This window comes from Stenotrophomonas sp. CFBP 13725 (assembly GCF_014841935.1).
GTDB lineage: Bacteria > Pseudomonadota > Gammaproteobacteria > Xanthomonadales > Xanthomonadaceae > Stenotrophomonas.
Genome location: NZ_JACYUV010000002.1, coordinates 167547 through 182501 on the forward strand (window position 1 = coordinate 167547; position 14955 = coordinate 182501).

At 65.9% G+C, this 14955-nt stretch carries 12 protein-coding genes; 5 read left to right on the top strand and 7 right to left on the bottom strand.

What is annotated here, in order from left to right; all coding sequences use genetic code 11:
• Positions 1-41 precede the first annotated feature (41 nt).
• Positions 42-1850 carry a DUF885 domain-containing protein gene (locus IFT65_RS03840; protein ID WP_192080326.1) on the bottom strand — a complete coding sequence of 603 codons (1809 nt, stop codon included), beginning with the start codon at positions 1848-1850 and terminating at the stop codon, positions 42-44.
• A gap of 104 nt (positions 1851-1954) precedes the next feature.
• Between IFT65_RS03840 and IFT65_RS03845 the strand changes: the two genes are divergently transcribed.
• The gene (locus IFT65_RS03845; RefSeq protein ID WP_192080328.1) at positions 1955-2311 is read left to right on the top strand and encodes a GFA family protein; all 357 of its coding nucleotides are present in this window, start codon (positions 1955-1957) and stop codon (positions 2309-2311) included.
• A 53-nt stretch (positions 2312-2364) separates the two neighbouring features.
• A complete protein-coding gene (locus IFT65_RS03850) occupies positions 2365-3108 on the top strand; it encodes a DUF4349 domain-containing protein (RefSeq protein ID WP_192080728.1) in 744 nt (247 codons plus the stop codon).
• 54 nt (positions 3109-3162) lie between these two features.
• Here IFT65_RS03850 and IFT65_RS03855 read toward each other — a convergent pair whose 3' ends face one another.
• Together IFT65_RS03855 and IFT65_RS03860 are read right to left on the bottom strand one after the other, a co-directional pair.
• Positions 3163-3456, bottom strand: a complete 294-nt coding sequence (locus IFT65_RS03855; RefSeq protein ID WP_188324592.1) for a hypothetical protein — start codon at positions 3454-3456, stop codon at positions 3163-3165.
• A gap of 229 nt (positions 3457-3685) precedes the next feature.
• Positions 3686-4591 (bottom strand): peptidylprolyl isomerase, encoded by a 906-nt coding sequence (locus IFT65_RS03860; protein WP_192080330.1) that lies wholly within the window; start codon positions 4589-4591, stop codon positions 3686-3688.
• Between the two features lie 376 nt (positions 4592-4967).
• Between IFT65_RS03860 and IFT65_RS03865 the strand changes: the two genes are divergently transcribed.
• Both IFT65_RS03865 and IFT65_RS03870 read left to right on the top strand, forming a co-directional pair.
• Positions 4968-5333: a PadR family transcriptional regulator gene (locus IFT65_RS03865; RefSeq protein ID WP_057508663.1), complete on the top strand. Its 366-nt coding sequence runs from the start codon at positions 4968-4970 to the stop codon at positions 5331-5333.
• Positions 5330-6340 carry a sensor domain-containing protein gene (locus tag IFT65_RS03870; protein WP_192080332.1) on the top strand — a complete coding sequence of 337 codons (1011 nt, stop codon included), beginning with the start codon at positions 5330-5332 and terminating at the stop codon, positions 6338-6340. Before IFT65_RS03865 ends, IFT65_RS03870 begins: the two co-directional genes overlap by 4 nt.
• A 390-nt stretch (positions 6341-6730) precedes the next feature.
• Here the strand turns inward: IFT65_RS03870 and phaZ are convergent, their stop codons facing one another.
• Positions 6731-8038 carry a polyhydroxyalkanoate depolymerase gene (gene phaZ, locus IFT65_RS03875; protein WP_192080334.1) on the bottom strand — a complete coding sequence of 436 codons (1308 nt, stop codon included), beginning with the start codon at positions 8036-8038 and terminating at the stop codon, positions 6731-6733.
• Positions 8039-8134: 96 nt separating this feature from the next.
• The gene (locus tag IFT65_RS03880; protein ID WP_192080729.1) at positions 8135-8725 is read right to left on the bottom strand and encodes a class I SAM-dependent methyltransferase; all 591 of its coding nucleotides are present in this window, start codon (positions 8723-8725) and stop codon (positions 8135-8137) included.
• A gap of 63 nt (positions 8726-8788) precedes the next feature.
• Here IFT65_RS03880 and IFT65_RS03885 point away from each other — a divergent pair, with 63 nt between their 5' ends.
• The gene (locus IFT65_RS03885; protein ID WP_188324587.1) at positions 8789-9244 is read left to right on the top strand and encodes a CopD family protein; all 456 of its coding nucleotides are present in this window, start codon (positions 8789-8791) and stop codon (positions 9242-9244) included.
• A gap of 620 nt (positions 9245-9864) precedes the next feature.
• On the opposite strand, the gene IFT65_RS03890 is transcribed toward IFT65_RS03885, so the two are convergent.
• Together IFT65_RS03890 and dnaE are read right to left on the bottom strand one after the other, a co-directional pair.
• Positions 9865-10824: an acetyl-CoA carboxylase carboxyltransferase subunit alpha gene (locus IFT65_RS03890; protein ID WP_188324586.1), complete on the bottom strand. Its 960-nt coding sequence runs from the start codon at positions 10822-10824 to the stop codon at positions 9865-9867.
• A gap of 74 nt (positions 10825-10898) precedes the next feature.
• Entirely contained in the window at positions 10899-14477 is a 3579-nt protein-coding gene (gene dnaE, locus IFT65_RS03895; protein ID WP_192080336.1) for a DNA polymerase III subunit alpha, read from the bottom strand.
• Positions 14478-14955: the final 478 nt, after the last annotated feature.

Here is a 14955-nt window from a genome sequence, read left to right on the forward strand (position 1 = left end):
CCCGGGCCGTTGCCGTTCCGACGAGGAGCGGTGTGCCGCAGTTACTCGATCGGCTGGTCCAGCATCAGTTGGCGCGCGAAGCGCACCGGCGGCGCGCCGTAGGACAGCATCTTGTCGTGGTACGCCTTCAGGTTGAACTGGTCGCCCAGTTTTTCCTGCGCGGCCTTGCGGGTGTCGAAGTGCTCCTGCGCGCCGACGAAGTAGGTCGGCAGCTGCGCCGACGTCAACTGTGCGCGCACCCACTTGCCTGATGCTTCGCTGTCCTGCTGGAAGGCATCGTGGGTCATCAGGTGCATCGCCTGTTCGCGCGTCCAGTTGTCCACGTGCACGCCCTGGTCCAGGATCGCGTTGGAAATGGTGCGCAGGTAGAACTTCAGCTGCACCAGGTGGAACAGCGGGTCGTTATCCAGGTAGCCCTGTTCCTGCATCATGCGTTCGGTGTAGACCGCCCAGCCTTCGGCAAACAGGCCCGAACGCAGCACCGAGCGCAGGGTCGATGGGAACTTGGCCGAATGCCAGCCTTCGAGGTAGTGGCCCGGGGTGCCTTCGTGGATGCTCAGCAGGTGGATCATGCGTGAGTTGTATTCACGCAGGAAAGAGTCGACCTGCTTCTGGTCCCAGTCGTCGGGGATCGGCGACACGGCGTAGAACGTCTTCAGGTTCTTGTCCAGCGGACCCGGTGAATCGCAGTAGGCCACCGCCACGCCGCGCTGGAACTCCGGCATCAGGATGATGTCCACCGGCGCGTCGGGCAGGGTCATCAGGTCATGCTCGCGGACGAACGCGGTGGACTGGTCCAGCGCCGCCTTGGCATCGTCCACCACCTTGTCGCGCGCCGGCTTGTCCGCATAGGCAAGTTCCAGCGCGGCTTCGATGGCTTTCTGCTGCTGCTCGTCGCTCGGGTTGGCCGGCATCTGCGGCGCGCCGGGCTTGTCCTTCAGCACGGTCTGGGCGATGCCATACATGTCCTGGCGCACGCGCTTGAGCTCGGCACGCGCACGCTCGCCGATCTCCTGCCGCGACAGCGACGAGTTCAGCGCAAACTTCAGCTTCTGGTCGTACAGCTCAGCACCCACGCGGAACTCACCCTTGGCGTTGGGCACCAATGTCTTGTCCAGCCACTGCTGCTGCTCGTCCACGGCCTTCTTCAACCCATCGATGGCCGCCTGCAGGCGCTGCTGGTCGGCTTGCGGCAGTTCGCCGATGTGCGGGGTGATGAAGGTATCGACGATGCTGAGGATGCCGCGGTTCTGCTTGGCCACCGTTTCAGCGTGGATCTTCGGCACGCGGGCCGGATCGAGGTTCTCGCGGGCCTGGGCGAAGATCGCCGGGATCTTCTCCATGCGCGCGGTGGCCGACTTCAGGCGCTCAGGCAGCGGGGCGAACTCACGTGCCATCAGGCCGTAGATCGCGCTGCCGGCCAGACCGTTGTACATCTGCGGGTCCCACTTGGACGACTGCAGAACTTCCGCATTCCAGATATCGGACTGCAGCTGGTTGCGCAGGATTGCCGCATCCACCTGGTTCTCGCGGCCCAGCTTGGCCACGTCCATCGTGTCCAACTCGGCGAGCAGGCCTTTGTAGGCGGCGAGCGTCTTCTGCTGGCCCGCGGCGCTGAGGTCATCGATCTCGCTGTCGAACCGGTGGTCACCGATCTGCGTGGCACCGACCGGTGACTGCTGCATCCAGCTGTCCAATGCACGCTTGGACAGGTCGGCGAAGGCCGCATCGGCGGTGGCCGCCCCTGCCTGGGCCGGGGCGGCGGCGGGCGTGCTGGCGGAGGGAGCGTCGTTCTGCTGGCAGCCACCAAGGGCGGCGATCAGGGCGAGGGCAAGAAGATGCGGGCGCATCGGCAATCCTGTATTCGGGTCAATGCCCAAGCATAGGCTGGCCCCGGTGCGCTGTCTGCGTGCCAAAGGATTACCATCGTCGCATTCCCGTGCGGAGGTGTGTCATGCAGTACGAAGGAAGTTGCCATTGCGGCCGGATTGCGTTCACCGTGCAGGCTGAAGAGCCGATCACCGATGTCATCGACTGCAACTGCTCGCTGTGCCGTCGGCGCGGCGGCCTGCTGTGGTTCGCCGCCCGTGACGCGCTGGTGCTGTCCAGCGATCCGGCGCAGCTGGCGACCTACCAGTTCAACAAGCACCACCTGCATCATCACCATTGCGCCCACTGCGGCATCGCGCCGTTCAGTGAGGGGGTCGATCCACGCAGCGGTCAGGCCATGGCGGCGGTGAACGTACGTTGCCTGCCGGGTCTTGCGCTGGATGGCCTGTCAGTTACCACCTTCAATGGAGCCGATGCGTGAGCCTTCCTGTAACGCGACGTGGCTTGGGTATCGTTGGGGCATTTGTCGCGCTGATGCTCGCCGGCTGTGGCAAGCCGGGGATGGCCGATGCCGGCGGCGCTGGCGCGGGCGCCGTGGCCTCTCCCGAAGGCGCATCACTGGCCTACGAGCACGATCTGGACATCCGCCTGGACGCGACGCAGATTGGTCCGCGCGTGAAGCAGATCGCCGACGCGTGCCAATCCGCGCGCTTCGGCGACTGTGCTGTGCTGCAGGTGGGGCAGCAGGGGGGTGACTATCCGACCGGCTCCATCCGCGTCCGCATCGCGCCGAAGGGCGTGGAGCCGATCATCGGCCTGGCGGGGCAGGGCGGGGAGGTGTCCTCACGCAATACGCATGCAGAAGATCTTGCCCAGCAGGTCGCCGATACCGCGCTGGCCAAGGCGCGTCTGCAGAAGGAGCATGAGCGGCTGCTCGCTTACCAGGACAGCAAGAACATCAAGTTGGCGGATTTGCTGGTGATCACGCAGCGTCTGTCGGAGATCGAGGCGGGTGTCGAACAGGCGAACAAGGATGCGGCGCAGCAGCGCAGGCGCATCGATACGCAGCTGGTGACGATGCAGTTCAACACCCCGTCGGGGCAACGCAGCCGCAGCGAAATCGGCCAGGCGTTGCGTGAATCGGGCACCATCCTCACCAACAGCGTGGCCTTCCTTATCCGTGCCGTGGCTGCGCTGCTGCCGGTCGCGGTGGTGCTGGGCCTCGTGGGGTGGATCGGCGTGCGTCTGTGGCGTTGGCGCCGACGCCGGAAGGCCTGACCGCCGGAAGTCCGGAGGGAGCGCCAAGCCGAGCTTGGCGCTCCTTGCCCAGGATCAGCCTTCGTCGGTTTCGTACTCGACGAACACATCGAGCTCCAACGCGAGCTCCTGCACGGCATCGCGCACTTTCTGCGCGGTGGCCTCATTGCCTACCTCGACCTCCAGTTCGTGGCTGCCGGGGCCCATGTCGTCGGACAGGCCGGCCGAGCTGGAATCATCGTCGTCCATCTTCGGCATCAGGTCGTCGGTTTCTTCGACATGCTCGATGCCTTCGATACCGAGCAGCAGATCGCTGATGGCACGTGCATCGTCTTCGCTACCGGTGATTCGCAGTCGCAACATGGCCATGGGGCGTTTCCTCATTGATTGCAGGCACCCAGCCTAGCCAGCAGATGGAAAAAAGCGGGTGAGGGTGGCGCATGCAGGACGGTAGCGCCGGAGGCGGTGGAGCCGAAGGGTAGAGCCGACTTCAGTCGGCTGCAGNCCGACTGAAGTCGGCTCTACCGTCGGCGCAGAGCGCCATGCAGCCGCCTGAAGTCAGCTCTACCCGTGACCCCGTCCAGCCCCGCCGGTGGGGTTACCGCACCGGCACCGGGATGTTGCAGAGGTCGATATGCCCGGCTGGACGCTTGTAGAAATCGTCCACGCGGTTGCGGCGCGCTTCCACCGTCGCCGCAAACGTCTTCGACTCGGTACGCAGGACCTGGATCGGCGTGCGCTCTGCTTCGGGCACCTCGCTGACGCGGCGTATCGAGATGATCGGGGTACGCTGCGCCGCATCCGCGTAGAAGCCCATCGGCGCCGGGCCGCGAGGCAGTGCGCTCAGCAGTTCCATGCCCTTCAGCACGCGCCCCACGACGGTGATGTTGCGATCCAGTTGGCGTGGCGACTGGCCGGTGACGACGTACAGCTCCGCACCGATGCTGCTGTCTTCGTCGTTGTTGCGGCCTGCACCCAGTGCGCCGTAGCAATGCGCAAGCCATGCCTTCCCCGCCTTGGGGTCCGCGCCAGTCGCGAAGCCATCGACGAACCCCGTACGTGCCGCCCAGCCATCGCGGTCAGGCAGCGCGCTGAAGGCCAGCCCGGCACTGGGGCGCTCGAACTCGGCGGGCAGCTTGCGTGCGGCCGATCCGAGCGGCTTTGCTTTCCCCGCATCGTCCGCATCTGCATCGCCGAACTGCACCACGAAGTTGTCCTGCGCGCGGTAGATCCTGGTGCCGTTCCAGAACGCCTCATGGGCGAGGGTCTGGATATTGGCGACGTGGCGCGGCGCGAACTGCGGCGCCAGTTCAAGGATTACCCGTCCCGTCGGCAGATCCATGTACAGCAGGTTGGCCGGGTCCGGCGTGCGCCAGTCACTCGCCGGGGCCGCGTCGAGGATCTGCTGCGGGCTGCGGTACGGCGTGGCGGCAGTGGCCAGGGAGGCGAGCGCACAGGCTGCAAGCGCAAGGCCAAGAGCCAACTGAACAGGGCGACGATCCATGACGAGCCTTTTGACGAGGAGCCTTCGATTCTGCCATCAGACCCGCGCAGCGGACAGCCGCCGGGTAACGCCATCGGTAAACGCCGTGGGGGTAATCGCCGTCGGGCAAACGCCATGGGCTGAACGCTGTCGGGCAAACGCCATGGGGTAAACGCTGTCGGGCAAACGCCGTGGGGTAAACGCCATGCGGTAGAGCCGACTTCAGTCGGCTGCTCCAACCGCCAGCCGGCTGAAGCCGGCTCTACCCCCCGGGGCGCCGCAGGCCATCGACAGCGCGACGCCGACAGCGAACGCAAAAGGACACCGTGACCAATGACACCTTTCACTACTCCGACCTTAACACTACTGTTCACTTCAACGTAGTGGGGCAGCCGCCATGGTCGACGAAGAGATCCAGCTGAAGAAGTTCCAGAAGGAGCTCAGTGCGGGGACCGTATCGCTGGCGCTGATGGCCGTGTTGGCCAAGGCACCGGAGCCGTTGTACGGCTACCTGATCGCCAAGGAACTGGAGCAGGTGGGCGAGGGCGTGCTGAGTGGCAAGCAGAGCGCCCTGTACCCGGTGCTGCGCAACCTGGAAGGGGCCGGCCTGCTGCAAAGCCACGTAGAGCCATCCACCAGCGGCCCACCGCGGCGCTACTACCGCATCACCGAGCAGGGACGCGCCGTGCTGGAGCAATGGATCCAGGCATGGCGTGCCACCCGCGATTCCGTCGATTCCGTACTGGAGGGCGTACTGCAATGAACACCGAACACACCCTGGGCAGGACCCTGCCAGCGACCATTCCCGACTACCTGGTGCAGTTGCGCGCAGCACTGCGTGGCGCCGACCCGGCGATGGTGCAGGACGCGTTGTATGACGCCGAGGAATACCTGCGTTCGGAGCTGGCTGCACAGCCGGGCCGCAGCGAAGCGGAGGTGATCGCCGACGTCGCCGGCAGCTACGGTGCGCCGGAAGAAGTGGCCGATATCTACCGTGAAACGGAGATCACCGTCAGCCGTGCGCTGCGTACGCCCAGTACGCCGCTCGGTACCCGGGTGGTGGCTGCGCAGGTCGCGCCTTCAGTTACGCCGGCAGCCAGCATCACCCCGCCGAATGGCCGGGACGGTGACCCGTCGCCACCGCCGTCGCGTTCGCTCGCTGCGCGCTTCTTCGGCGTCGTGGTGGATCCGCACACCTACGGCGCGCTGCTCTACATGCTGCTCTCGCTGGCCACGGGCACGTTCTTCTTTACGTGGGTGGTCACCGGGCTGTCGTTGTCGGTGGGGCTGCTGATCCTGATCATCGGCATTCCGGTCGCCGTGCTGTTCTTCGGCTCGGTTCGCGGCCTGGCGTTGCTGGAAGGACGGTTGGTGGAGGCGCTGCTGGGCGAGCGCATGCCGCGGCGCCCGCGTTACAGCGACCGCAGCCGCAGCTGGCTGCAGCGGATCGGTGACATGTTCACCGACGGGCGCACGTGGCTGACCTTGCTGTACTTCGTGTTGATGCTGCCGCTGGGCATCGTGTATTTCACCGTGGCCACCACGCTGCTGGCGGTGTCGCTGGCCTTCATCTGGTCACCGGTAGCGGCCTTGGTGCCGGGCGATTATTCCGGCTTGACGATCCAAGGCCTGCCCCTGTTGGAGGGCGCATGGGCCACGCCGGTCCTCGCGGTGGTCGGTGTGCTGTTGCTGTTTGCCACGCTGCATCTGGCACGCGGCGTGGGGCGTCTGCACGGCACGCTGGCAAAGCATCTGCTGGTGCGGCTATAACGCCGAGCGTGGCTCGGCGGCTGTCCGGTCCGGCACCTTGGCGCCTGACACCGGCCGCGCTGCGCGCTCGCCGAGTGTGGCTCGGCGCTACCAGTGCTATCCCGCGTTTGCCGTTTGCGATCCAGTCCACCGCGCGGCAGGGGAGCGCCGAGCCACGCTCGGCGGCTTTCCGGTCCCGGACCTTGGCGCCTGATACCGGCCGCGCTGCGCGCTCGCCGAGCGTGGCTCGGCGCTACCAGTGCGATTTCGTGTGTGCCGTTTGCGATCCACGGCCGTCGCACGGCAGGGTAGCGCCGAGCCGTGCTCGGCGGCTGTCCGGTCCGGGACTTTGGCCTGACACCGGCCGCGCTGCGCGCTCGCCGAGCGTGGCTCGGCGCTACGGGATGATGCTCAGCCGGCTTTCCGCCGCAGCGGGGTGACGTTGCTCTTCTTCTTCGGCTTCGACGCTGCCGGTGCTTCGGCATTGGCGGCGAAGAAATCACGCACCTTCGGGTACACCACTTCACGCCAGCGGCGGCCGCTGAAGATGCCGTAATGACCTGCGCCTTCGACGATGAAGTGTTCGCGGCGGCTGGCATCAATGCCCGTGCACAGCGATTGCGCCGCTTCGGTCTGCCCCAGTCCCGCGATATCGTCCAGCTCGCCTTCGATGCTCAACAGGGCGGTATCGCGGATCGCCGACGGGTCCACCTTTTCGCCCTTGATGAACCACTCCCCGCGCGGCAGCAGGAAGTCCTGGAAGACCACGCTGATGGTGTCCAGGTAATACTTCGCCGGCATGTCCAGCACGGCGTTGTACTCGTCGTAGAAACGACGGTGCGCGTCGGCATCTTCCAGATCGCCCTTCACCAGATCGGTGTAGAAATCCCAGTGCGAACTGAAGTGCCGGTTCGGGTTCATGGACAGGAAGCCGGCGTGCTGCAGGAAGCCCGGATACACGCGGCGACCCGCACCGGGATAACCCGGCGGCACCGTGTGGATGACGTTGTTCTCAAACCAGGACAACGGATTCTGGGTGGCCAGGTTGTTCACGGCGGTGGGGCTGCAGCGCGCATCGATGGGTCCCCCCATCATCACCAGCGACTTCGGCGTGGGTTCGCCGCGGCTGGCCATCAGCGAAACCGCCGCCAGCACGGGCACGGTGGGCTGGCAGACGCTGACCACATGCAGGCGCTCCACGCCAAGGTGGCGGATGAACTCCTGGATATAGTCGACGTAATCTTCAAGGCCGAACTCGCCTTCGCTGCCAGGCACCATGCGCGCGTCGACCCAGTCGGTGACATACACCCGGTGATCGCGCAGCAGCGTGCGCACCGTATCGCGCAGCAGCGTCGCGTGGTGGCCGGACAACGGTGCAACGACCAGCACGAACGGCTGGTTCAACATCGTGTGCAACTGGTCAGCTTCGTTGCTGTGACGCTTGAACCGCAGCAGCTTGCAGAACGGCTTGCTGACTTCTTCGTGGACCACGATCGGCACGCGTTCGCCATCCACGTCGATTTCGTTGATGCCCCACTCCGGCTTTTCGTAATCCTTGCCCACGCGATGAAACAGCTCGTTCATCGCGGCCAGCCGGTCGGCCCCGGGCATCTGCGACCACCAGTGGCCGGGATTGTTGAAGAAGTGGGCATTCGCCTGCGCCTGATGTACCCAAGGGGCGAGCAGGTTGCGGGTCAATTCGTGCAGTTGGTAGAGCATACTGACTCAATATGTATGGTCATATGTTGCCGCGCAGCATAACCGATCAGGCCGGCCGGTATATTAATTGGGCGCGGCAAGGCGGGGCGCTTGCCCTCATGCCTTTTCCAGCGCGGATGCATCCGTTGCCAACGGCGGTCCGAGCCAGCAATGCGAGCCAACGGGCACCAGGCCCTGTTTGACCAGCTCGCGCCGGTACCAACGGGCCGGACGTGCGTGGAAACCCTCATGATCGCCCTCGAATTCGTCTTCCGCGGCAAAGGTTTCGAGGAAGGCCACGCCACCAGTGAGCTCACCCAGTCCTGCCATGCCTGCGCGCAGTTCGCGGTCCGGCACGTAATGCATCACGTCCGAGCAGATGAGCAGGTCGACCGGTGCACACGGCCGCAGCCACGCGAAGTCACCGAAGGCCGCAGGACGCAGGTTGCGCGTGCGGCCATAGCGCTGCACGGCGTAATCGCTGCTGTCGAAACCGAGGTAGTGCAGCTTTGGGCGCAGTTTCATCAGTGGCGCGCGCCACGCGCCTTCGCCACATCCGATATCCAGCACGGTGCGGATCGGCCGCTCCAGGTAGTACTCGGCGGTGGCGACGGCCAAGGCCACCTTGCGCGCCAAGCGGGCGCTACCGCCGATGTCGGCGCGGCTGTACCAATGCTGGAAATAGGCGGCGTCGTAGGTCTTGTCCATGTACGTGGGTCTGCGCATCGGTGAAAATGGCGTTCATCCTACGCCAGCCACCGGAGCAAGCGCATGCAGTCGTACTTCTGGGTCAAGACTTTCCATCTCGTGTTCGTGGTGGCCTGGATGGCGACGGTGTTCTACCTGCCGCGCATCCTGGTGAACATTGCCGAGACCGCCGGGCAGGTTGCGGTGAGCGAGCGCCTGCAGCTGATGGGGCGGCGCCTTTATCGCTTCGGGCACGCGATGTTCGGTCTGGCGTTCGTGCTGGGGCTGGTCCTGTGGATGGGATACCGAATGATTCCGGATTTCCCCACGATGGTGGCGCCGGGCGGTGCCGGTTGGTTGCATGCGAAGTTGGGTCTGGTGGTGCTGCTGCTGGCCTATTTCATCTGGACCGGGCGCCTGCTCAAGGGCGTGGCCAAGGGCCGCGCGCTGCCCTCGCCGGTCGCATTGCGCTGGATCAACGAAATCCCCTTGTTGGCCTTCATCCCGATCGTCTGGCTGGTGGTGGCCAAGCCGTTCTGACGAGTTGCTGCCGCCGGGTCTCGCGCGGTAGCGCCGAGCCACGCTCGGCGAGCGCGCAGCGCGGCCTGCGTCAGGGGTAGGGGATGCCGGATCGAAGTGCCGCCGAGCACGGCTCGGCGCTACCCGTGCAAGTGCAGCGCGCTGCCGGCCGGACCGCAACGGTAGCGCCGAGCCACGCTCGGCGAGCGCGCAGCGCGGCCTGCGTCAGATGTGTGGGTGCCGGAACGAAGTGCCGCCGAGCACGGCTCGGCGCTACCAGTGCAAGTGCGGCGCGGTGCGTGCCGGACCGCCACGCTCGGCGAGCGCACAGCGCGGCCTGCGTCAGGGGTGGGGATGCCGGATCGAAAAGCCGCCGAGCACGGCTCGGCGCTACCCGAGCAAGTGCAGCGCGCTGCGGGCCGGACCGCGACGGTAGCGCCGAGCCACGCTCGGCGAGCGCACAGCGCGGCCTGCGTCAGGTGTGTGGGGGCCGGAACGAAGTGCCGCCGAGCACGGCTCGGCGCTACCAGTGCAAGTGCGGCGCGGTGCGTGCCGGACCGCCACGCTCGGCGAGCGCGCAGCGCGGCCTGCGTCAGGGGTGGGGGTGCCGGATGGAAAAGCCGCCGCAGCGCGGCCGCGGTTTACGCGGCTTCGTACGTACCGTAGCTGCGCAGACGCGTGTAGCGTCGGGCCAGCAGTTCGTCGGTCGGCAGGGCCTGCAGGGCGTCCAGCTCGTTCAGCAGCACGGCCTTCAGGCGCTTGGCCATCTGGTTGGGGTTGCGATGGGCGCCGCCGGTGGGCTCACGCACCACTTTGTCGATCAACCCCAGGCCCTTCAACCGCGGCGCGGTCATGCCCAGCTGCTCGGCGGCTTCCTTGGCCTTGCCCGCGTCCTTCCACAGGATCGAGGCGCAGCCTTCCGGCGTGATGGTCGAGTACACGCTGTATTCCAGCATGATCGTCCGATCACCCACGCCCAGCGCCAGCGCGCCGCCGGACCCGCCTTCGCCGATCACCGTGCAGATCACCGGCACTTTCAGCTCGGCCATCTCCAGCAGGTTGCGGGCGATCGCTTCGGACTGGCCACGGGATTCGGCATCGATGCCCGGCCATGCGCCGGCGGTGTCGATCAGGGTCAGCACCGGCAGGCCGAAACGCTCTGCCATCTTCATCAGGCGCAATGCCTTGCGGTAGCCCTCCGGCTTGGGCATGCCGAAATTGCGCTTGATCTTTTCCTTGGTGTCACGGCCCTTCTGGTGACCGATCAGCATCACCGAACGGCCGCCGATGCGGGCCAGGCCGCCCATGATCGCCTTGTCATCGGCGAACGCGCGGTCACCGGCCAGTTCCTGGAACTCGTCGCAGAACAGGCGGATGTAGTCCGCGGTATACGGACGCGACGGGTGCCGGGCGAGCTGCAGGATCTGCCAGGTGGTCAGGTTGCGGAAGATCTGCGCGGTGCGCACGCGCAGCTTGTCGCGCAAGGTATTCACTTCGGCTTCGACGTTGACCGCCGGACCGGCACTGGCGCTGCGCAGTTCCTGGATCTTGGCTTCCAGGTCGGCGATGGGTTGCTCGAAGTCGAGGTAGTTCGGATTCATCGGAAGCCGTCGTGTGAAGTGAAGAGGGGGAGTTTAGCCGAATGCGTGCAGATGCCCCGTACGCCGTCGTCTGGTCAGCTCGCCCAGGGCGGGCTGTAGCGCACCTTCAGGGTGCGGATTGCCGGGTCGGCGCGCAGGGCGTCGATCAGCTTGGAATCGATGCGCACCGCGCTTTCGCCGCCCACGTCCAGCATGCCTGCGAGAGAGCCTTCCTCGTCCTTCAACAGCAGGTCCAGGCGCAGGGGCGTACGGCCGGGGCGATGCCGGTCCAGCAGCGCGTTCAGGCGCTGCCACACGGGGCGTTCACGGCGCAGGTCCACGCGCAGTGAAAGCCGGGTGGCGTAGTTGGCACAGACCTCGTCGAAATCCCAGCACTGGCGGATGCGCAGGGCGAAGCCGCCATTGAACTCGTCTTCGCGCAGGCCGCCCTTGACCACCAGGATGCGGTCCTTGGTCATCAGGTGGCCGAACTCGGCCATCGCATCGGAGAACGCACTGCATTCCACCCGGCCGCGACCATCTTCCAGCTGGATGAAGATCTGGCTTTCGCCCTTGCGGCGCACGCCAACCACCTGACCGGCCAGTACCGTCTGTACCTCCGGGCGCCAGCGCTTTTCACCGCCACCACCGCCGCTGTTGGCACTCCAGATTTTTTCCACGGCGCCCAGATCGGTGCCGACCAGATCACGCACATCGTCCCGATGCGGGTCGAACGGATGTCCGCTGAGATAGAACCCCAGCGTGTCGCGCTCGCCGGTGAGCCGCTGCAGCAGCGGCCATTCGTCGGTCTCCTGCAGTTCCAGGTGGATTGCCGGCGCACTCGGGTCCGGTCCACCGAACAGCGAGTTCTGGCCCGATGCACGCTCGCGCGCCATCTGCTCGGTGGCCTTGATCACCTCCGGTAGCTGCAGCATCAACGACGCGCGGTTGCGGCCCAGTTCGTCCAGCGCACCGCAGTTGATCATCGCCTCCAGCGTGCGCCGGTTGAGCTTGGCCGAGCCGATACGCGTGCAGAAATCCAGCAGGTTGGTGTACGCGCCCTTCTGCAGGCGCTCATCGACCACGGCCTCGCAGGCGCCCTGGCCCACGCCCTTGATCGCTCCCAGACCGTACTGGATGGTGTCCGGCGTGGCGGCCTCGAACATGTAGGCGGACTGGTTCACCTTCGGCGGCAGCACGGTCAGGCCGAGGTTGCGCACCTCGTCGAGGAAGCCGACGACCTTCTCGGTGTTGTCCATGTCCGAGGACAGCGTGGCGGCCATGAACTCGGCGGGATAATGGCGTTTCAGCCATGCGGTCTGGTAACTCACCAGCGCGTAGGCGGCAGCGTGCGACTTGTTGAAACCGTAGCCGGCGAACTTCTCCATCAGGTCGAAGATCGCATCGGCCTTGGCTTCGCCTACACCGTCCTTGGCCGCGCCCTCGCGGAAGATTTCGCGATGCTTGGCCATCTCGGCCGGCACCTTCTTGCCCATCGCGCGACGCAGCAGATCGGCGCCGCCCAGCGAGTAGCCGCCGACGATCTGCGCCATCTGCATCACCTGTTCCTGATACACCATGATGCCGTAGGTGTCGCGCAGGATGCGTTCGGTGCGCGGATCGGGATACTCCACATCCTCGCGCCCATGTTTGCGGTCGACGAAGGAGGGAATGAGGTCCATCGGGCCGGGGCGATACAGCGACACCAGGGCGATCAGGTCTTCGAACCGATCGGGCTTGGCGTCCTTCAGCAGGCGGCGCATGCCGGAGGATTCGAACTGGAACACCGCGCCGGTGTTGCCGGAGGCGAAGATGTCCTTGTAGGTCGCCGCATCATCCAGCGGCAGCGCGGCGATATCCACCGGCGGAATGCCGGCGCGCTCGTGGCGCTTGTTGATCGCCTTCACTGCCCAGTCGATGATGGTCAGCGTGCGCAGGCCCAGGAAGTCGAACTTCACCAGGCCGATTTCTTCCACATCGTTCTTGTCGAACTGGGTGACCGGGTTGCGGCCGATGCCGTTTTCATCGTGTTCGGCGAACAGCGGGCAGAACTCGGCCAGTGGTTCGGGGGCGATGACCACGCCACCGGCATGCTTGCCGGCATTGCGGGTCAGGTCTTCCAGCTGGCGCGCCAGATCGATCAGGTCGCGGACATCGTCTTCGCTCTGGTAGCGCTGGATGAGTTCCGGCGAGGCCATCTCGCTGTCCTTGCCTTCCCCCATCGCATCCTTCAGCGAAATGCCGAGGATGTTCGGAATCAGCTTGGCCACGCCATCGACCAGGCCGTACGGGAAGCCCAGCACGCGACCGCAGTCACGCACCACGGCCTTGGCCGCCATGGTGCCGTAGGTGATGATCTGGCTGACCCGCTCGCGGCCGTACTTGCGCGCGACGTAGTCGATGACTTCGTCGCGGCGGTCCATGCAGAAGTCGATGTCGAAGTCGGGCATCGACACGCGTTCCGGGTTGAGGAAGCGCTCGAACAGCAGGTTGTAGGGCAGGGGATCCAGATCAGTGATCTGCAGCGCCCACGCCACCAGCGAACCGGCACCCGAACCACGGCCGGGCCCGATCGGGATGCCCTGGTTCTTGCCCCACTGGATGAAGTCCGCCACGATCAGGAAGTAACCGGGGAAGCCCATCTTGATGATGGTATCCAGCTCGAATTCCAGACGCTCGCTGTAGTCCTGCGCGGTCATGCCCGCAGCAACCGGGTTCTTTTCCAGGCGCAGTGCCAGGCCCTTGCGCGACTCGCTGCGGATCCAGCTGTCCAGCGTCTCGTCGTCGGGCACCGGGTAGTTGGGCAGGAAGTAGGTGCCCAGCCGCATCTCGATGTTGCAGCGCTCTGCCAGCGCACGCGTATTGTCGATGGCATCAGGGATGTCGGCGAACAGCGCGCACATCTCCTCGGCCGACTTCAGGTACTGCTGGTCGCTGTAGTCCCGCGGGCGCTTGGGGTCATCCAGCACGCGACCGGAGGCGATGCACACGCGCGCTTCGTGCGCGTTGAAATCGGTCGGTTGCAGGAAGCGCACATCGTTGCTGGCGATGACCGGCAGGCCACGCTGGCCCGCTGCCATCAGCGCGAACTGGTTGAAGGCTTCTTCGCCGTCGCGGCCGGTGCGGGTCAGTTCCAGGTGCAGTCCATCGCCGAACACGCGCTGCCAGTCAGCCAGTTGCTGCTCGGCAAGCTCATGTTTGCCTGCCGCAGCGAGACGTCCGGCGAGGCTTTCACGGCCGGTAAGCGCGAACAGGTTCTGGCAGCCGGCCTTCAGCCATTCCGGATGCACCGCGACGCCGCCTTCCGGGCGATGGCCCTCCATCCAGGCACGCGTGAGCAGCCGGGACAGGCTGAGATAGCCTTCGCGGTCGCGGCACAGCAGGGTCATCCGCCACGGATCCTGGCCTTCCTCGGCGATCATCACGTCGGCGCCGGCGATCGGCTTGATGCCCACGCCTTCAGCCGCCTTGTAGAACTTCACCAGGGCGAACAGGTTGTTCAGATCGGTGACTGCCAGCGCGGGCAGCCCGAGCTCGACCGAGCGCGACAGCAGGTTGGCCTGTTTGGCTTTCTTCGGGTCAGCCTGTTCCGGCTTCGCCGGCACACGGATGGTGGAATCCGCCAGCGAAAATTCGGTGTGGACGTGGAGATGGACGAAACGGGAGTTGGACATGCCGGACCAGGTTGGAGCGCACCGGCCCCGGGAGCAGGCGTAGGAACGGCCGCCGGGGTCACAGGTGCGCAGGAGTGCCCGCTCAGGGTACCGGCGGTGACCTGTACGGACAAGGTCTTGACGTAGAGGAAGGGGCGCGCTGCGCGGGTCCACGTCATCGCATTCGCGCTGCCGCTCCCACGCTTTGCTGCGCAAACCGTGGGCCCCGTCTCACCGGCACCCACACCCCGCCGCTTCGCGGCACGGGCCACGTCATCGCATTCGCGCTGCCGCTCCCACGCTTTGCTGCGCAAACCGCGGGCCCCGTCTCACCGGCACCCACACCCCGCCGCTTCGCGGCCGCCCCTGACTCAGGGGCTCCCTTCACCAGACGGGTCAACGATGCCTGCGGTAGCGCCGACCCATGGTCGGCGGAATGTCCCCGCCAACGGCCCGCTGCGCTCGCCGACCATGGGTCGGCGCTACCGCTTTTCTCTTT